This window comes from Salinicola halophilus, assembly GCF_003206155.1.
Taxonomy (GTDB): Bacteria; Pseudomonadota; Gammaproteobacteria; order Pseudomonadales; family Halomonadaceae; genus Salinicola; species Salinicola halophilus.
The window spans coordinates 91,867-110,569 of sequence record NZ_PZJV01000005.1; the positions used below are offsets into that span (position 1 = coordinate 91,867).

Genomic DNA, 18,703 nt, shown 5'->3' on the forward strand with positions numbered 1-18,703 from the left:
TTGCTCCACTGGATACTGACGGCGCGAGCCGTCGACCCACGCGTTCAAAGGACGCGCATTATAGGGGAGCCCCATTTGAGTGTCAAACAGGGCCCGTAGAACACCGACAGAAAAAGGGGCGCCGTAGCGCCCCTTCTTTGGCAGACCGGCGAGTAACTTACTCGACGATCTTGGCGACGACGCCGGCGCCGACGGTACGACCGCCTTCGCGGATGGCGAAGCGCAGGCCGTCTTCCATGGCGATCGGCGCGATCAGCGTCACGACCATCTGGACGTTGTCGCCCGGCATGACCATCTCGACGCCTTCCGGCAGTTCGCAGGTACCGGTCACGTCAGTCGTACGGAAGTAGAACTGCGGACGGTAGCCCTTGAAGAACGGCGTATGGCGACCGCCTTCTTCTTTGGACAGCACGTAGACTTCGGCTTCGAACTTGGTGTGCGGCGTGATGGAACCCGGCTTGGCCAGAACCTGGCCACGCTCGACGTCATCGCGCTTGGTGCCACGAAGCAGTGCACCGATGTTCTCGCCGGCACGACCTTCGTCGAGCAGCTTACGGAACATCTCGACGCCGGTAACGGTCGTCTTGGTGGTGTCGTGCATACCGACGATTTCGACTTCTTCGCCGGACTTGACCAGACCACGCTCGACACGACCGGTAACAACGGTACCGCGACCGGAGATGGAGAAGACGTCTTCGATCGGCATCAGGAACGGCTGATCGATCGCGCGCTCCGGCTCCGGGATGTACTCGTCAAGCGCCTTGATCAGGCTGGAGACGGCAGTCGTACCCATGCCGTTGTCGTCCTTGCCTTCCAGCGCCATCAGCGCGGAACCGATGACGATCGGCGTGTCGTCGCCCGGGAAGTCGTACTCGTTGAGGAGTTCACGGACTTCCATTTCGACCAGCTCGAGGAGCTCTTCGTCGTCGACCATGTCGGCCTTGTTCAGGAACACGACGATGTACGGAACGCCGACCTGACGCGACAGCAGGATGTGCTCGCGAGTCTGCGGCATCGGGCCGTCAGCGGCAGAACAGACCAGGATGGCGCCATCCATCTGCGCCGCACCGGTGATCATGTTCTTGACGTAGTCGGCGTGACCCGGGCAGTCGACGTGGGCGTAGTGACGCACGTCGGACTGGTACTCGACGTGAGCGGTGGCGATGGTGATACCACGCTCACGCTCTTCCGGAGCGTTGTCGATGGACGCGAATTCGCGCCAGTCGCCGCCGAAAACTTCGGCGGAGACGCGAGTCAGTGCAGCTGTCAGCGTCGTCTTACCATGGTCGACGTGACCGATGGTGCCGACGTTGACGTGCATTTTGGAGCGTTCAAATTTTTCCTTAGCCACTGCTATAACCTCTTTACGTTAGCTAACGGTTAACCGTTCTGATTGATGACGGCATCAACGACGCTGTTGGGCGCCTCTTCGTAGTCCGCAAACTCCATGGTGTAGCTTGCGCGGCCCTGAGTCTGAGAGCGCAGATCGGTTGCATAACCGAACATCTCAGCCAACGGCACCGTGGCACGGATGATCTTACCGGTCGGCGAGTCGTCCATACCCTGAACGAGGCCACGACGACGGTTAAGGTCGCCCATGACGTCACCCATGAAGTCTTCCGGGGTCACGACTTCGACCTTCATCACCGGCTCGAGCAGCACGGCCTTGGCTTTGCGAGCACCCTCTTTGATCGCCATCGAAGAGGCGACCTTGAACGCAGTCTCGTTAGAGTCCACGTCGTGGTAGGAGCCGTCGAACAGCGTGACCTTGACGTCGATCATCGGGTAGCCCGCGATGACACCGTTTTTCAACTGCTCGAAAGCTCCCTTCTCGACGGCGGGCACGTAGTCTTTCGGTACGACACCACCGACGATCTCGGACGCGAACTTGAAGTGAACGTCTTCTTCGTCCTCGCCCTTGTCCGCTGCGGTCAGCGGCTCGATGCGTAGCCAGACGTGACCGTACTGGCCGCGACCGCCCGACTGACGCACGAACTTACCTTCCTGCTCGACCGACTGACGAATGGTCTCGCGGTAGGCGACCTGCGGCTTACCGATGTTCGCCTCGACCTTGAACTCGCGACGCATGCGGTCGACGAGGATATCGAGGTGAAGCTCGCCCATCCCGGAGATGATGGTCTGGCCGGTCTCTTCGTCAGTCTGCACGCGGAAGGACGGATCCTCCTGCGCCAGCTTGCCGAGCGCGACGCCCATTTTCTCTTGGTCGGCCTTGGACTTGGGCTCGACGGCGACCGAGATGACCGGCTCCGGGAACTCCATACGCTCCAGGATGATCTTGTCGTTCAGATCGCAGAGCGTGTCACCGGTGGTGACGTCCTTGAGGCCGATACAGGCGGCGATATCACCGGCGTAGACCTCTTTGATCTCCTCGCGGGAGTTGGAGTGCATCTGGACGATACGTCCGACGCGCTCTTTCTTGCCCTTGACGGAGTTGAAGATGCTGTCGCCGGACTTCAGGACGCCCGAATAGACGCGCATGAAGGTCAGCGTACCCACGAACGGGTCGGTCGCGATCTTGAACGCGAGCGCAGAGAACGGCGCACTGTCGTCGGCTTCACGGGTCGCGATCGTTCCGTCCTTGTCGTCGAGCTCACCCTCGATCGCCTTGACCTCGGTCGGCGACGGCAGGTATTCGATGACGCAGTCGAGAACGGCCTGAACGCCCTTGTTCTTGAATGCCGAACCACAGGTGACGAGCACGATTTCATTGGCAAGCGTGCGGGTACGCAGACCCTGCTTGATCTCTTCGATGGAGAGATCACCCTCTTCGAGGTACTTGTCCATGAGCTCTTCGTTGGCTTCGGCGGCTGCCTCGACCATCTGCTCGCGGTACTTGTGGGCCGTTTCCTGCAGATCTTCCGGGATATCGACGAGATCGTAGTTCATCCCGAAGTTGGCTTCGTCCCAGAGAATCGCCTTCATCTGAATCAGGTCGATGACGCCCTTGAAGCCGTCTTCCGCACCCCAGTTGATCTGGATCGGAACGACGTTGGCACCAAGGCGCTGCTTGAGCTGATCGATGACCATGAAGTAGTCGGCGCCGGCACGGTCCATCTTGTTGACGAACACCATGCGCGGAACTTCGTACTTGTTGGCCTGACGCCATACGGTCTCGGTCTGCGGCTGAACGCCGGAAGAGCCGCACAGCACGACGACCGCACCGTCGAGAACACGCAGGGAACGTTCGACTTCGATCGTGAAGTCGACGTGTCCTGGCGTATCGATGATGTTGATACGGTGCTCGTCGAACTGCTTGCTCATGCCCTGCCAGAAGCAGGTGGTCGCCGCAGAGGTGATCGTGATGCCACGCTCCTGCTCCTGCTCCATCCAGTCCATGACGGCTGCGCCTTCATGGACTTCGCCGACCTTGTGGGACAGCCCGGTATAGAACAGGACACGCTCGGTGGTCGTCGTCTTGCCAGCATCGACGTGGGCGACGATACCGATATTGCGATAACGCTTGAGTGGTGTCTTGCGTGCCACGATGGAAGTCCCCGTTGTTTAGAAGCGGTAGTGGGAAAAGGCCTTGTTGGCGTCTGCCATGCGATGCACGTCTTCACGCTTCTTCACGGCAGAACCCTTGCCTTCGGCGGCATCGAGCATTTCGCCGGCAAGACGTTGCGCCATGGTCTTTTCACCACGATTACGAGCCGCGTCGGCGAGCCAGCGCATGGCCAGCGCCTGACGGCGAGAGGGACGAACTTCCACCGGCACCTGATAGGTGGCGCCGCCCACACGGCGAGATTTGACCTCGACCATCGGCTGGATGGCTTCCAGCGCTTTGTCAAAGATGTCCAGCGGCGCCTCGTTATTACGCTCGGCAACCCTGTCCAACGCACCGTAAACGATGCGCTCAGCTACGGACTTCTTGCCGCTGATCATCAGATGGTTCATGAACTTGGCCAGGCGCTCACTTCCGAACTTGGGATCCGGAAGGATCTCGCGCTTAGCGACAACTCTTCTTCTTGGCATGATAAGCCCTCGAATATAAGGGTCGTTCAGGTAAACCCGGCACCAAGCGCGTGGGAGACGCGCTGAAGACCGACCTTACTCTTATCGGACCGATAGTGAATGGTGTGGACGACGCCCGGGCATTACGCCTTCGGACGTTTGGTACCGTATTTGGAACGGCCCTGACGACGGTTCTGGACACCGGAAGTGTCGAGCGCGCCGCGAACGGTGTGATAGCGCACACCCGGCAAATCCTTGACGCGGCCGCCACGAATCAGAACAACGGAGTGTTCCTGCAGATTGTGGCCTTCACCGCCGATGTAGGAAGCGACTTCGTAGCCGTTGGTGAGGCGCACGCGGCAGACCTTACGCAGGGCCGAGTTCGGCTTCTTCGGGGTAGTGGTATAGACGCGGGTGCAAACCCCACGACGTTGCGGGCAAGCCTGAAGCGCCGGCACGTCGCTTGTTTCGACGGGGCGCTTGCGCGGCTTACGCACGAGCTGGTTAATCGTTGCCATAGTCTTTAGCTGACTCCAATGGGTTGCCTTGCCTCATGTCGGGCCGCTTCATACGCACGGGCTGAAGCACCCCAAACATAAAGGCTGCGCATTCTAATCAGTTGTCGCGAGACCCGTCAAGGCTGCCCGCGCCGTCAGGCGCGAGCAGCCGGGGTCGCTTACAGGTCGTCGTCGTCGGCATCGAGCGCGGTGAGCTGCGCACCCAGCTCCTGCTCGACGTCGAACGCGGACGGGGCGAGCGTACGCTCGGACTCTTCACGCTTGCGACGACGTTCGTCGTGATGGGCAAGGCCCGTACCGGCCGGGATCAGACGGCCGACCACGACGTTCTCCTTCAGTCCGCGCAGGTAGTCGCGCTTGCCGGTTACCGCGGCTTCCGTCAGTACGCGGGTCGTCTCCTGGAACGAGGCCGCGGAGATGAACGACTCGGTGGCCAGCGACGCCTTGGTGATACCCAGCAGCAGGCGCTCGTACTTGGCCGGGAACTTCTCGTCCTGCTCGAGACGTGCATTCTCTTCGAGCACACGAACCAATTCGACCTGATCGCCCGGAATGAAGGTGGAATCGCCAGAGTCGGTGATCTCCACCTTGCGTAGCATCTGACGCACGATGACTTCGATGTGCTTGTCGTTGATGCTAACGCCCTGCAGACGATAGACGTCCTGAATCTCGACGGTGATGTACTTGGCCAGTTCCGCCACGCCCAGCAGCCGCAGGATGTCGTGCGGGTTGCTCGGTCCATCGGAGATGACCTCGCCCTTCTCGACCGTCTCGCCCTCGAACACGCCGATCTGACGCCATTTCGGGATCAGCATCTCCAGCGGATCGCCCTCTTCCGGGGTGATCGTCAGACGACGCTTGCCCTTGGTCTCCTTGCCGAAGCTGATCGTACCGCTGATCTCGGCGAGGATGGACGGCTCTTTCGGTTTACGCGCTTCGAACAGATCGGCGACGCGCGGCAGACCACCGGTGATGTCCTTGTTGCCGGACGCCTCGAGCGGAATACGCGCGATGACTTCACCGACGCCGATCTCGGCCCCGTTCTCGACGGAGATGATGGCACGACCCGGCAGCAGGTACTGCACCGGCGTATTGGAGCCCGGCAGTGTGACGTGCTCGCCGTTCTCACCGACCAGCATGATCATCGGACGCTTGTCGCGGCCCGAGGCCGGACGGGCGGCGGACTCGATCACCTCGATGTTCGAGAGCCCCGTCATCTCGTCGACCGTACGCGTCATGGTGACGCCTTCGGTCATATCGGTGAACTGGGCGTTACCTTTCACCTCGGCCACGACCGGGTGGGTGTGCGGATCCCACTTGGCGACCACCTGGCCACCCTCGACGTGGTCACCCTCTTTGACCGAGAGCTCGGCGCCGTAGGGCAGCTTGTAGTACTCGCGCTCACGACCGTGATCGTCGGCGACGGCCAGGGCACTGGAACGCGAAACCACGATCAGCTTGCCATCGGCACGCTCGACCGACTTGATGTTGTGCAGACGCACGCTGCCGCCATGCTTGACCTGGACGCTGTCCACGGCGGAGGCACGCGACGCGGCACCACCGATGTGGAACGTACGCATGGTCAGCTGGGTACCCGGCTCACCGATCGACTGCGCGGCGATGACACCGACCGCTTCGCCGACGTTGACCTGGTGACCGCGGGCGAGATCGCGACCGTAGCAGGATGAACAGACGCCGTGAGACGTCTCGCAGCTGATCGGGCTGCGCACGATGATCTCGTCGACGCCCATGGTGTCGAGCTCTTCGCACCAGACTTCGTCGAGCAGCGTGCCCCTGGCGATCAACACCTCTTCGGTCTGCGGATCGATGACGTCCTGCGCGACCACGCGGCCCAGCACACGCTGTGCCAGCGAGACGATGACATCGCCGCCTTCGATCACCGGGTGCAGCGTCAGACCACGTTCGGTGCCGCAATCGGTCTCGGTGATGACCAGATCCTGCGCCACGTCGACGAGACGACGCGTCAGGTAACCGGAGTTGGCCGTCTTGAGTGCCGTATCCGCGAGACCTTTACGCGCGCCGTGGGTCGAGATGAAGTACTGGAGTACGTTCAGACCTTCACGGAAGTTCGCGGTGATCGGCGTCTCGATGATCGAGCCGTCCGGCTTGGCCATCAGGCCACGCATCCCCGCGAGCTGACGAATCTGGGCCGCGCTACCACGGGCACCGGAGTCGGCCATGATGAAGACGCTGTTGAACGAGTCCTGCTCGACCTCGTTGCCTTCGCTATCGGTGACGACTTCTTTCGAGATCACCGACATCATCGCCTTGGCGACCTTGTCGTTGGCCTTGGACCAGATGTCGATGACCTTGTTGTACTTCTCGCCCGCGGTCACGAGACCGGAGGAGAACTGGTCTTCGATCTCTTTGACCTCTTCCTCGGCTGCGTCGACGATCTCCGCCTTGGCATCCGGGATGACGAAGTCGTTGACGCCGATGGACGCACCGGACCACGTCGCCAGACGGAAGCCGGTGTACATCAGCTGGTCGGCAAAGATGACCGCGTCCTTGAGACCGGTACGCCGGTAGACCTCGTTGATCAGCCCGGAGATCGCCTTCTTCTTCATCGGACGATCGACCAGCTCGAACGGCATGCCTTTCGGCAGAATCCGGAACAGCAGGGCACGACCGACGGTCGTCTCCTTGATCGAGGTCGTCTCGGTCAGCTCGGTGATCTCGCCGTCTTTCTCATCGGAGAGCCACTCGGTCAGACGCACCTTGACCCGCGCATGCAGCGACACGTTCTGGGTCGAGAAGGCTCGGTCCAGCTCGTTCAGGTTAGAGAACGCCTTGCCTTCGCCCTGGGCACCGATGCGTTCGCGGGTCATGTAGTAGAGACCCAGCACCACGTCCTGTGACGGCACGATGATTGGCTCGCCGTTGGCCGGTGACAGTACGTTGTTCGTGGACATCATGAGCGTGCGCGCTTCGAGCTGGGATTCCAGCGTCAGCGGCACGTGGACGGCCATCTGGTCACCGTCGAAGTCGGCGTTGTAGGCGGCGCAGACCAGCGGGTGCAGCTGGATCGCCTTACCTTCGATCAGCAGCGGCTCGAACGCCTGGATACCCAGACGGTGGAGCGTCGGCGCGCGGTTGAGCAGCACAGGGTGCTCGCGAATGACGTCAGCGAGGATGTCCCACACTTCCGGCAGCTCGCGCTCGACCATCTTCTTGGCGGCCTTGATCGTGGACGCCTGCCCGCTGCCTTGCAGCTTGGAATAGATGAACGGCTTGAACAGCTCCAGCGCCATCTTCTTCGGCAGACCACACTGATGCAGACGCAGTGTCGGGCCGACGGTAATGACGGAACGACCGGAGTAGTCGACGCGCTTACCCAGCAGGTTCTGACGGAAACGTCCCTGCTTGCCCTTGATCATGTCGGCGAGCGACTTGAGCGGGCGCTTGTTGGAGCCGGTGATGGCACGACCGCGACGACCGTTGTCGAGCAGCGCGTCCACTGATTCCTGCAGCATGCGCTTCTCGTTGCGCACGATGATGTCCGGCGCATTGAGATCGAGCAGCCGCTTGAGGCGGTTGTTGCGGTTGATCACGCGACGGTACAAATCGTTGAGATCCGACGTCGCGAAACGGCCGCCGTCCAGCGGCACCAGCGGGCGCAGGTCAGGCGGCAGCACCGGCAGCACTTCCATGACCATCCACGCCGGCGCATTGCCGGACTTGTAGAAGGCTTCCAGCAGCTTCAGCCGCTTGGACAGCTTCTTGATCTTGGTCTCGGAGTTAGTCTGCGGAATCTCTTCGCGCAGCCGCTCGATCTCTTCTTCGAGATCGATGTCCTTGAGCAGCGCCTGAACGGCTTCGGCACCCATGCGGGCATCGAAGTCGTCACCGAACTCTTCGAGCGCTTCGAAATACTGCTCGTCGTTGAGCAGCTGACCGCGTTCGAGCGTGGTCATGCCCGGATCAACGACCACGAAGGATTCAAAGTAGAGCACGCGCTCGATGTCACGCAGGGTCATGTCGAGGAACATGCCGATGCGAGACGGCAACGATTTCAGAAACCAGATGTGGGCGACCGGCGAGGCCAGCTCAATGTGGCCCATGCGCTCACGACGCACCGCCGCCTTGGTGACTTCGACGCCGCACTTTTCACAGATAATGCCACGGTGCTTCATGCGCTTGTACTTGCCGCAGAGGCACTCGTAATCCTTGACCGGCCCGAAGATCTTGGCGCAGAACAGACCGTCACGCTCAGGCTTGAACGTACGGTAGTTGATGGTCTCCGGCTTTTTGACTTCACCGTATGACCAGGAGCGAATCATTTCCGGCGACGCGAGAGTGATCTTGATCGCGTCGAACTCGTCAGATTGCGCCTGTGACTTTAGGACTTTCACCAAATCTTTCATGGGATCGCTCCGTTGCGGAGTTGTCATGAGCGGGGCCGCGATTCACTCGCCGACCCCGCAACCCGTCGCTTGCTATCGACTGTGCCGGTCTTAGCTTTCCAATTCGATGTCGATACCCAGCGAACGGACCTCCTTCACCAGCACATTGAAGGATTCCGGCATGCCGGCCTGCATGGTGTGGTCGCCGTCGACGATGCTCTTGTACATCTTGGTACGTCCTTCAACGTCATCGGACTTCACGGTCAGCATTTCCTGCAGCGTATAGGCGGCACCGTAGGCTTCGAGGGCCCACACCTCCATCTCACCGAAGCGCTGACCGCCGAACTGCGCCTTGCCGCCCAGCGGCTGCTGGGTGACCAGCGAGTAGGAGCCGGTGGAGCGTGCGTGCATCTTGTCGTCGACCAAGTGGTTGAGCTTGAGCATGTACATGTAGCCCACGGTCACCGGCCGGTCGAACGACTCGCCTGTACGTCCGTCGAACAGCGTCATCTGACCCGACTCGGGGATGTCCGCAAGCTCGAGCAGGTGCTTGATCTCGTGCTCCTTGGCACCGTCGAAGACCGGCGTCGCCATCGGCACACCACCCTTAAGGTTCTTCGCCAGTGCAATGACTTCGTCATCGCTCAGCGAGTCGATATCCTCGAGGCGAGTCCCCGGGGTGTTGTACACCTGACCCAGGAAGTCACGGATCTCCTTGAGCTGCTGGCCACGAGCGTCACGCAGCATCGCGTCGATCTTCACACCCAGGCCACGTGCCGCCATGCCCAGGTGGGTCTCGAGGATCTGACCCACGTTCATGCGCGACGGGACACCCAGCGGGTTGAGGACGACGTCGACCGGCTCGCCCTTCTCGTCGAACGGCATGTCCTCGATCGGCATGATCGCGGAGATGACACCCTTGTTACCGTGACGGCCGGCCATCTTGTCGCCCGGCTGGATGCGACGCTTAACGGCCAGGTAGACCTTGACGATCTTGAGCACGCCCGGCGCGAGGTCGTCGCCCTGGGTGAGCTTGCGCTTTTTGTCCTCGAAGCGCTCGTCCATCTCCTTGCGGCGATTTTCCAGCTGCTCGTCGGCCTGGGCGAGAAGCTCGTTGAGGCTCTCGTCCTGCATGCGCAGCTTGAACCACTGCTGACGCGGCAGTTCGTCGAGGTATTCCTCGCTCAGCAAGTCGCCTTTCTTGAGCTTGGGACCGCCGTTGACCGGCTGCCCGTCGAGCATCCGCTTGATACGCTCGAAGGTCGCCTCTTCCGCAATACGGAAGGTCTCCTGTAGATCGCGGCGCACCTCGTCGAGCTGCTGCTCTTCGATGGAGAGCGCACGGGAATCCTTCTCGACGCCATCGCGGGTAAAGACCTGCACGTCGATGACAGTCCCGCGCATGCCGGTCGGCGCGCGCAGCGACGTGTCTTTCACATCGCTGGCTTTCTCGCCGAAGATCGCTCTCAGGAGCTTCTCTTCCGGCGTGAGCTGGGTTTCGCCCTTCGGCGTCACCTTGCCGACCAGAATGTCACCGGCGCCGACTTCCGCCCCGATGTAGACCACGCCCGCTTCATCCAGCTTGGAGAGTGCGGACTCGCCGACGTTGGGGATGTCCGACGTGATCTCCTCGGCACCCAGCTTGGTGTCGCGAGAGACGCAGGTCAGTTCCTGGATGTGGATCGTGGTGAAGCGGTCGTCCTCGACCACGCGCTCGGAGACGAGGATGGAATCCTCGAAGTTGTAGCCGTTCCACGGCATGAACGCGAGGCGCATGTTCTGCCCCAGCGCCAGATCCCCCATGTCGACGGACGGGCCGTCGGCGAGGATGTCACCGCGTGCGACCTGGTCGCCCGGGCGCACGATCGGACGCTGGTTCTGGCAGGTGTTCTGGTTGGAACGCACGTACTTGGTCAGGTTGTAGATGTCGACCCCGGCTTCACCACCGATGATCTCGTCTTCGCTGATCCGGACCACGATGCGCTTGGCATCGACGGAGTCGATCACGCCACCGCGACGCGCCACGGCGCAGACGCCGGAGTCACGAGCGACGAAGCGCTCCATGCCGGTACCGACCAGCGGCTTGTCGGCACGCAGGGTCGGCACGGCATGACGCTGCATGTTCGCGCCCATCAGTGCGCGGTTGGCGTCATCGTGCTCGAGGAACGGGATCAGGGCCGCGGCAACGGAGACCACCTGGCGCGGCGAGACGTCCATCAGGGTCACCTTGTCCGGTGCCATGAAGGTGGTCTCACCCTTGTGACGGACCTGAACCAGATCGTCGGCCAGCTTGCCGGACTCATCCACCGTGGCGGAGGCCTGAGCGATGATGAAGTCGCCCTCCTCGATCGCGGAGAGGTGGACGACATCGTCGGTGAGCTGGCTGTCCACGACCTTGCGGTACGGCGTCTCGAGGAAGCCGTAGCTGTTGGTCTTGGAGTAGGTCGCCAGCGAGTTGATGAGGCCGATGTTCGGGCCTTCCGGTGTCTCGATCGGGCAGAGACGACCGTAGTGCGTGGCGTGAACGTCACGCACTTCGAAGCCGGCACGCTCACGCGTCAGACCACCCGGGCCGAGAGCGGACACACGACGCTTGTGCGTGACCTCGGAAAGCGGGTTGTTCTGGTCCATGAACTGGGAGAGCTGCGAGGAGCCGAAGAACTCCTTCACGGCAGCCGCTACCGGCTTGGCATTGATCAGGTCCTGCGGCATCAAGCCTTCGCTCTCCGCCATGGAGAGACGCTCCTTGACCGCACGCTCGACGCGCACGAGACCGACACGGAACTGGTTCTCGGCCATTTCGCCGACGCAGCGAATACGACGGTTGCCCAGGTGGTCGATGTCGTCGACTTCGCCGAAGCCGTTACGAATGTTGATCAGCTCTCTGAGGACATCGAGGATGTCCTGGTTGTCGAGCACGCCGGAGCCGGTGTCGCCTTCGCGACGCAGACGACGGTTGAACTTCATCCGGCCGACGCCCGACAGGTCGTAGCGATCTTCGGTGAAGAACAGGTTGTGGAACAGCGTCTCGGCCGCTTCCTTGGTGGGCGGCTCACCGGGACGCATCATGCGATAGATCTCGACCAGCGCTTCCAGCCCCGAACGCGTGGTATCGACCTTCAGCGTGTCGGAGATGAACGAGCCCGCGTCCAGATCGTTGGTGTAAAGCGTTTCGAGCTTGGTGACGCCGCCCTGGCCCAGCTTCTCGACCAGCTCGGCGGTGAGCTCGGTATTGCACTCGCAGATCAGCTCGCCGGTATTGGCATCGATCTGATCCTTCGCCAGCGTCTTGCCGAAGAGGTAGTCGAGCGGCACCTGCAGGCGCTCGAGACCGGCACTCTCCATCTGACGGATGTGCTTTTGCGTGACGCGCCGGCCTTCTTCGACGATGACGTTGCCGTCATTGTCCTGAATGTCGAAGGTGGCGGTTTCGCCGCGCAGGCGCGACGGCACCAGCTCCACGTAGACGCCTTTCGGCTCGATGTGGAAGGTGCTGGTCTCGAAGAAGGTATCGAGAATCTCTTCGGCGCTCATGCCGAGGGCGCGCAGCAGGACAGTCGCCGGCAGCTTGCGGCGGCGGTCGATACGTACGAAGACGTTGTCCTTCGGGTCGAACTCGAAATCCAGCCAGGAGCCGCGGTAAGGAATGATACGCGCGGAATAAAGCAGCTTCCCGGAGGAGTGGCTCTTACCCTTGTCGTGATCGAAGAACACACCCGGCGAGCGGTGGAGCTGGGAGACGATGACGCGCTCGGTACCGTTGACCACGAACGTGCCATTCTCGGTCATCAGGGGGATCTCCCCCATGTAGACTTCCTGCTCCTTGATGTCCTTGATGGCCTTGTTCGACGACTCTTTGTCGTAGATGATCAGGCGGACTTTGACGCGCAGCGGTGCCGAATAGGTCACGCCGCGCAGCTGGCACTCCTTGACGTCGAACGACGGCGTGCCGAAGCGATAGCTCACGTACTCGAGCGCCGCATTGCCCGAAAAGCTCTCGATCGGGAACACGGACTTGAAGGCCGCGTTGAGGCCGGTGTCGAGACGCTCTTCCGGCGCCCGGTCCTGCTGGAGGAAGTCGTAGTAGGAATCAAGCTGGATGGCCAGCAGGTAGGGCACATCCATTACTTGAGGCAGTTTGCCGAAATCCTTGCGGATGCGTTTTTTCTCAGTGTATGAGTAAGCCATCTGTATTCCCCAGCTTGTTCACCATGGGTGACCGGTGCGTGGTCGGCGCTCCCCAACGGGAGTGACCCCGTTAGGCGCTGACGGCAAGCTCCCAAAGAGAGCTCGCCGTCGGAATTCGTCTAGTGGCTACAACCCCGTCTTGGGGGAACCCAATCCAGGTGGTCTGACGCCAGGCTAGCAAAAACAGAAAAAGGCCGGCAGCGGGAAGGCCCGCCACCAGCCGTGGCGCTTACGCAGCGCGTGGAACCGTTGGCACGGAGTTACTTGAGCTCCACGCTGGCGCCAGCTTCTTCCAGTTTCTTCTTGGCTTCTTCGGCGTCGTCCTTGGACAGGCCTTCCTTCAGCGTGGCCGGCGCGCCGTCGACGGCACCCTTGGCTTCTTTCAGGCCAAGACCGGTGATCTCGCGAACGACCTTGATGACGTTGACCTTCTTGTCGCCGGCAGAAGTCAGCACGAGAGAGAACTCGGTCTGCTCTTCTTCAACAGCGGCTTCACCGCCACCGGGGCCTGCGACGACAGCAGCAGCTGCAGAAACACCGAACTTCTCTTCCATTGCAGAAACCAGTTCCGCAACTTCCATCACGGACATTTCAGCAACGGCGTTGATGATATCTTCTTGAGAAAGTGCCATTTTCAATTTCCTAAACTTTGCGGCGCCCTGACCGATCTTGGTCACGCGCTCATTGATTCAAACATCGACTCGGTTCGAACGAAAAAACCGACGATCAGGCAGCTTCTTCCTGCTTCTGATCGCGAACGGCTGCAATCGTACGAACCAGCTTGCCGGCAGAAGCTTCCTTCATGACGGACATCAGCTTGGCGATCGCTTCATCGTAAGTCGGCAGCGTTGCCAGACGATCGAGCTCAGAAGCCGGGATCATCTCGCCTTCGTAGGCCAGCGCTTTGACTTCGAATTCCTTCTGCGACTTGCCGAATTCCTTGAACAGCCGGGCAGCAGCGCCGGGATGATCGTAGGAAAAGGCGAGCAGCGTCGGGCCTGCGAAGCTCTCGTTCAGGCACTCCCAAGAAGTGCCTGACAGCGCGCGGCGTGCCAGCGTGTTGCGGACAACACGAATCTGGACGCCATTCTCGCGAGCCTGTTTGCGCAGATCGGTCATTGCGCTAACAGTCACACCACGAGAATCGGCAACTACGACGGAAAGAGCGTCCTTAGCGGCTTCACTGACCTCGGCAACGATTGCTTTCTTGCCTTCGAGTGCTAGTGGCACAGGGGTTACTCCTTCGTGCCGGGGGCGAAAAATCGCGACCCGGTGGTTACCATCTCTTCCACCCAACTACGGTGAAAGTCTTGGATGATGGCTGCACACCGTGAACGGCGAGCCACACCATCTGCGCAGGCACCTTGCGGCGATTAAGAGGCGCTCTGTCCGACCCTTCGGCCGTCGAGCGCATCACCTGCGGTCTTTGACGGCGCCCCGCCCCACAGCGCCTCTTTCGAGGCGGCGCACGGGGACCGCAAAGTTACTGCTCGTTGGTCGATCACACGTAACTGCTGTGATCGACGGTCAGGCCCGGACCCATGGTGCTGGAGAGTGTCATCTTCTTGAGATAGACACCCTTCGAGGTGCTGGGCTTGAGACGCTTCAGATCGTTGACCAGGGCTTCGAGGTTGCCTTTGATGGCATCCGCGGCGAAGTCGACCTGACCAATGGAAGCGTGAATGATGCCATTCTTGTCGGTACGGAAACGCACCTGACCCGCTTTGGCATTCTTGACCGCGGTGGCGACGTCCGGCGTGACGGTGCCGACCTTGGGGTTCGGCATCAGGCCACGCGGGCCGAGGATCTGGCCCAGCTGGCCGACGACGCGCATGGCGTCCGGCGCGGCGACGACGACGTCGAAGTCCAGATTGCCCTTCTTCACGTCTTCTGCCAGATCTTCCATACCGACGATGTCGGCGCCGGCTTCTTTGGCGGCATCGGCGGCAGCGCCCTGGGCAAAGACGGCGACTCGGACGTCACGACCGGTGCCGTTCGGCAGCACGGTAGCGCCACGCACGACCTGATCGGATTTACGCGGATCGACACCCAGGTTGATGGCGACCTCGACGGATTCCTTGAACTTGACCGTAGAAACGTCGGAGAGCACGGAAACCGCGTCCTCAACGGAGTAGACCTTACCCAGCTCGACCTTCTCGCGGATCATTTGCGCGCGCTTAGAGAGCTTAGCCATGATCAGAGACCCTCCACGTTGAGGCCCATACTACGGGCGCTGCCTGCGATGGTACGAACGGCGGCGTCGAGATCGGCAGCCGTCAGATCCGGCTCCTTGGTCTTGGCGATCTCTTCGAGCTGATCACGGGTCACGGTGCCGACTTTCGTCTTGTTCGGCACGCCGGAACCGGATTTGATACCGGCTGCTTTCTTGAGCAGAACGGCGGCCGGGGGCGTCTTGGTCACGAACGTGAAGCTACGGTCGCTGTAGACGGTGATCACGACCGGAGTGGGCAAGCCCACTTCCATCTCCTGCGTGGCGGCATTGAACGCCTTGCAGAACTCCATGATGTTGACACCGTGCTGGCCCAGTGCGGGACCGACGGGGGGACTCGGATTGGCCTTGCCAGCTGCGACCTGCAGCTTGATGTAGGCCTGGACTTTCTTAGCCATAAAAGACTCCAGTTGGGTAGTAGCGCCTTGCGGCTCCCCGGTTCAGTCGGCACCTGCCGACGACAACAGCGCAACGCCATGGGCGCTGCGCTCTCGTAACAATTCAGTAAAACTCAGTCTTTGACGACTTGAGCGAACTCGAGCTCGACCGGCGTGGATCGACCGAAGATCAACACGCTGACCTGCAGGCGGCTCTTCTCGTAATTGACCTCTTCGACGACACCGTTGAAGTCGGCGAAAGGTCCGTCCACGACACGCACCGTTTCGCCCGGCTCGAACAGCGTCTTCGGCCGCGGCTTATCGGTACCGTCTTGAACGCGGCGCAGAATAGCGTCGGCTTCTTTCTGTGTGATCGGTGCCGGCTTTTCCGGCGTTCCGCCGATGAAGCCCATGACGCGCGGCGTTTCGTTCACCATGTGCCAAGTGCGCTCGCTCATCTCCATCTCGACGAGAACGTAGCCCGGATAGAACTTTCGCTCGCTCTTGCGCTTCTTGCCATCGCGCATTTCGACGACTTCTTCGGTCGGAACCAGGATCTCGCCGAACTGATCCTGAAGCTCATAGAGCTTGACGCGCTCATTGAGTGAGCGCATGACCTGCTTTTCAAACCCGGAATAGGCGTGAACGACGTACCAACGCTTGGACATGAAGACTCCTAGCCAATAATTCCGGACATCGCCCAACCGAGGACGGTATCGATGAGCCACAGCAGCAAGCCCACGACCAGCACGGCTGCAAGAACGATCAGTGTCGTTTGAATGGTTTCCTGACGCGTGGGCCAGACCACTCGCTGAATTTCGCGCTTCGACCCTCTTGCAAGCTCCATCAGAGCCTGGCCTTTAGCGGTCGTCAGCGCGATGGCGGCAGCTGCCACGCAGAGGATTACGACGCCCAGCACGCGATACAGCAAAGGCTGATCGGCAAACCACGCATTACCGGCGACCGCGACCGCAAGTAGCGCCACCACGACGACCCACTTGGGAATATCGTGACGAGACTCTTGCACCTCGACGTTGTGCTTCATGAAAACTCCTCAACTCAAGGCGCGGCAAGCAAACATGACAAGCTATCAAACACTAGCCAGTCTGGGGAAGACTGGCAGGCCAGGAGGGAATCGAACCCCCAACCTGCGGTTTTGGAGACCGCTGCTCTGCCAATTGAGCTACTGGCCTGCAACTTTTGCCCGGGAAGCACCCGGAAATTTGGAGGGCGCTATGATAGCGGGTTTCAGGCACGCAATGCAATCCCGAAACACTTTCTTCCACTAAAAAAGCGAGCTTTTGCTCGCCTTTTTATCACGCGACACGAAACAGTGGAGCTCATGGACGGATTTGAACCGTCGACCTCACCCTTACCAAGGGTGTGCTCTACCCCTGAGCTACATGAGCCTATCTTGCACTGACGCATCAAACTGGAGCGGGTAGTGGGAATCGAACCCACACCATCAGCTTGGAAGGCTGAGGTTCTACCATTGAACTATACCCGCCTACCCGCCCTGATTTCGGCTTGCCGAAATAGACCGGCAACTTTCCTCTTAAATCTGGTGGAGGGGGAAGGATTCGAACCTTCGAAGCTTGCGCGGCAGATTTACAGTCTGCTCCCTTTGGCCACTCGGGAACCCCTCCTCACCGGCAGCAAATTCTACCTTGCCGCCTCGCCATGTCAAGCCATTGTTTTTACTGCTTTAACAAGTCGCTTAACAGGCTGCCTTGCGTTCAAGGCGGGGCGCATTATGCCAAAGAGGTATGCAGCACGCAACAGCGGGCGAGCATTTATTGGCAATCATACCGAACTCCGTTCAGGGCGGACGCTAACCTCCCCCCCCGTCAATGCTCGGCGCTCATCCTTGACGAGCACGACGAGGTTGCCTTTTTCATCGACTTCCAACGCCTTTGCTTCGTAGTCGCCACTATTGTCGTGAATACGGACGTCCTGCCCGGCGTAGGCATGACGCCGATTCCAGGCCGCCTGCCAGGCCCCAAATCCCTGACGCTCGAATTCGGGCAACAGATCGACGAGTGCGGTGATCAGGTCGGCGACAAGCCGATTGCGCGACGGCGGCGTTAGCACGTCAGATAGAGCGCCAGCCGGCTGGCCGGCAGCATGCCGTCCCGCATCGCTTAGCCCGACGTTCAGGCCGATCCCAATGACGACTTCACAGGGTCCTTCGACATCTCCGGTTACCTCGAGCAGGATACCGGCAAGCTTACGCTGCTCGTCATCGACGAGAAGCAGCAAGTCGTTTGGCCATTTGAGGGCCACCTCGGCCCCTAGCGCCTCTACCAGTTCTGCCAGCTTCACGCCGACGGCAAGGCTCAGCCCTTCCAATGAGGCAACACCGCCCTCGAAACGCCACCCTAGAGAAAAGATGAGGCTCTGACCCCAACGAGTACTCCACGACTTACCTCGGCGGCCCCGCCCTGCCGTCTGGCTCTCGGCGAGACAGACCTCTCCATGCCCCGCGCCCTGACGAAATCTTTCGCGTAGAAAAGTGTTCGTGGAGTCCACGACGTCTTCTACGAACAGTCGCTTCAGATGCTGACGAGGCTCGGCGGCCAGGTTTGCGACGATCTCTGCCCCGTTCAACGAGTCGAGTGTATTGACCAGCCGGTATCCTCTCCCCTTCACGGCCTCGAGAGGTAGGTCCATCGCTTCCAACTTTTGTAGCTGCTTCCAAATTGCCGTTCGCGATACGCCAAAATGCTCACCCAGCTGCTGCCCCGAGTGGTAGTGACCGTCGCCGAGCAGGCGAATGAGATCTCCGATACTCATGCAGCGTCATCCAATGATCAAAAGCGTATTCTAGCGAAGTTCGCTGGCCCTCGATAACACTCCCCTTTAGACACCCTCTAGGGCGATCTACAGGATCATCGTCAGGAATCCGCGTATTCACGAGCTCTAAAAGCTCGAGTGAGGGCAAGGAGGCAAATAGGAGCTTCGATGGGCTGTTTTAGGAAGGCGTATCAGCGTAAGACGCCCCCGTCATCCCACACGGGGTGGCATGGCCGCAAGCGCGTTCGGCATGCGCGGGCA

General features: G+C 60.6%; 13 protein-coding genes and 4 tRNA genes. All 17 read right to left on the minus strand.

Annotated features, from left to right (window positions below):
• Positions 1-157: 157 nt before the first annotated feature.
• The 17 genes from tuf to DOM33_RS11900 all read right to left on the minus strand — a co-directional run bounded on the left by tuf (position 158) and on the right by DOM33_RS11900 (position 18,442).
• The gene (tuf, locus tag DOM33_RS11820; RefSeq protein ID WP_110669235.1) at positions 158-1,351 is read right to left on the minus strand and encodes an elongation factor Tu; all 1,194 of its coding nucleotides are present in this window, start codon (positions 1,349-1,351) and stop codon (positions 158-160) included.
• Between the two features lie 29 nt (positions 1,352-1,380).
• Complete coding sequence (gene fusA / locus DOM33_RS11825; protein WP_110669237.1) at positions 1,381-3,504, minus strand: elongation factor G; 2,124 nt, start codon at positions 3,502-3,504, stop codon at positions 1,381-1,383.
• Positions 3,505-3,522: 18 nt separating this feature from the next.
• Positions 3,523-3,993 carry a 30S ribosomal protein S7 gene (rpsG, locus tag DOM33_RS11830; protein ID WP_110669238.1) on the minus strand — a complete coding sequence of 157 codons (471 nt, stop codon included), beginning with the start codon at positions 3,991-3,993 and terminating at the stop codon, positions 3,523-3,525.
• Between the two features lie 122 nt (positions 3,994-4,115).
• Positions 4,116-4,490, minus strand: coding sequence for a 30S ribosomal protein S12 (rpsL, locus tag DOM33_RS11835; protein WP_110669240.1), 375 nt, complete (start codon positions 4,488-4,490; stop codon positions 4,116-4,118).
• 158 nt (positions 4,491-4,648) lie between these two features.
• Complete coding sequence (gene rpoC, locus DOM33_RS11840) at positions 4,649-8,875, minus strand: DNA-directed RNA polymerase subunit beta' (protein ID WP_110669241.1); 4,227 nt, start codon at positions 8,873-8,875, stop codon at positions 4,649-4,651.
• Positions 8,876-8,965: 90 nt separating this feature from the next.
• Positions 8,966-13,042, minus strand: a complete 4,077-nt coding sequence (gene rpoB, locus DOM33_RS11845; RefSeq protein ID WP_110669243.1) for a DNA-directed RNA polymerase subunit beta — start codon at positions 13,040-13,042, stop codon at positions 8,966-8,968.
• A gap of 260 nt (positions 13,043-13,302) precedes the next feature.
• On the minus strand, positions 13,303-13,674 hold the full coding sequence (gene rplL, locus DOM33_RS11850; protein ID WP_110669244.1) for a 50S ribosomal protein L7/L12: 372 nt from the start codon (positions 13,672-13,674) through the stop codon (positions 13,303-13,305).
• Positions 13,675-13,768: 94 nt separating this feature from the next.
• Positions 13,769-14,272 carry a 50S ribosomal protein L10 gene (gene rplJ, locus DOM33_RS11855; protein WP_110669246.1) on the minus strand — a complete coding sequence of 168 codons (504 nt, stop codon included), beginning with the start codon at positions 14,270-14,272 and terminating at the stop codon, positions 13,769-13,771.
• A 271-nt stretch (positions 14,273-14,543) separates the two neighbouring features.
• Positions 14,544-15,236, minus strand: a complete 693-nt coding sequence (gene rplA, locus DOM33_RS11860; protein ID WP_110669248.1) for a 50S ribosomal protein L1 — start codon at positions 15,234-15,236, stop codon at positions 14,544-14,546.
• Positions 15,237-15,238: 2 nt separating this feature from the next.
• Entirely contained in the window at positions 15,239-15,670 is a 432-nt protein-coding gene (rplK, locus tag DOM33_RS11865; RefSeq protein WP_110669249.1) for a 50S ribosomal protein L11, read from the minus strand.
• 113 nt (positions 15,671-15,783) lie between these two features.
• Entirely contained in the window at positions 15,784-16,317 is a 534-nt protein-coding gene (gene nusG, locus DOM33_RS11870; RefSeq protein ID WP_110669251.1) for a transcription termination/antitermination protein NusG, read from the minus strand.
• An 8-nt stretch (positions 16,318-16,325) separates the two neighbouring features.
• Complete coding sequence (gene secE, locus DOM33_RS11875; RefSeq protein ID WP_110669253.1) at positions 16,326-16,694, minus strand: preprotein translocase subunit SecE; 369 nt, start codon at positions 16,692-16,694, stop codon at positions 16,326-16,328.
• 72 nt (positions 16,695-16,766) lie between these two features.
• Positions 16,767-16,842: transfer RNA gene (locus DOM33_RS11880), tRNA-Trp, on the minus strand.
• A gap of 141 nt (positions 16,843-16,983) precedes the next feature.
• Positions 16,984-17,058 (minus strand) — tRNA-Thr (locus tag DOM33_RS11885).
• A 24-nt stretch (positions 17,059-17,082) separates the two neighbouring features.
• A tRNA-Gly gene (locus DOM33_RS11890) sits at positions 17,083-17,156 on the minus strand.
• A 55-nt stretch (positions 17,157-17,211) separates the two neighbouring features.
• A tRNA-Tyr gene (locus tag DOM33_RS11895) sits at positions 17,212-17,295 on the minus strand.
• A 157-nt stretch (positions 17,296-17,452) separates the two neighbouring features.
• A complete protein-coding gene (locus DOM33_RS11900) occupies positions 17,453-18,442 on the minus strand; it encodes a biotin--[acetyl-CoA-carboxylase] ligase (RefSeq protein ID WP_110669255.1) in 990 nt (329 codons plus the stop codon).
• Between the last annotated feature and the right edge of the window lie 261 nt (positions 18,443-18,703).

Coding starts and splice junctions, on each gene's coding strand:
- secE (WP_110669253.1), bottom strand. CDS start 16,694: ATGAAGCACAACGTCGAGGTGCAAGAGTCTCGTCACGATATTCCCAAG.
- rpoC (WP_110669241.1), bottom strand. CDS start 8,875: ATGAAAGATTTGGTGAAAGTCCTAAAGTCACAGGCGCAATCTGACGAG.
- rplL (WP_110669244.1), bottom strand. CDS start 13,674: ATGGCACTTTCTCAAGAAGATATCATCAACGCCGTTGCTGAAATGTCC.
- rplK (WP_110669249.1), bottom strand. CDS start 15,670: ATGGCTAAGAAAGTCCAGGCCTACATCAAGCTGCAGGTCGCAGCTGGC.
- rpsG (WP_110669238.1), bottom strand. CDS start 3,993: ATGCCAAGAAGAAGAGTTGTCGCTAAGCGCGAGATCCTTCCGGATCCC.
- DOM33_RS11900 (WP_110669255.1), bottom strand. CDS start 18,442: ATGAGTATCGGAGATCTCATTCGCCTGCTCGGCGACGGTCACTACCAC.
- rplA (WP_110669248.1), bottom strand. CDS start 15,236: ATGGCTAAGCTCTCTAAGCGCGCGCAAATGATCCGCGAGAAGGTCGAG.
- nusG (WP_110669251.1), bottom strand. CDS start 16,317: ATGTCCAAGCGTTGGTACGTCGTTCACGCCTATTCCGGGTTTGAAAAG.
- rpsL (WP_110669240.1), bottom strand. CDS start 4,490: ATGGCAACGATTAACCAGCTCGTGCGTAAGCCGCGCAAGCGCCCCGTC.
- rpoB (WP_110669243.1), bottom strand. CDS start 13,042: ATGGCTTACTCATACACTGAGAAAAAACGCATCCGCAAGGATTTCGGC.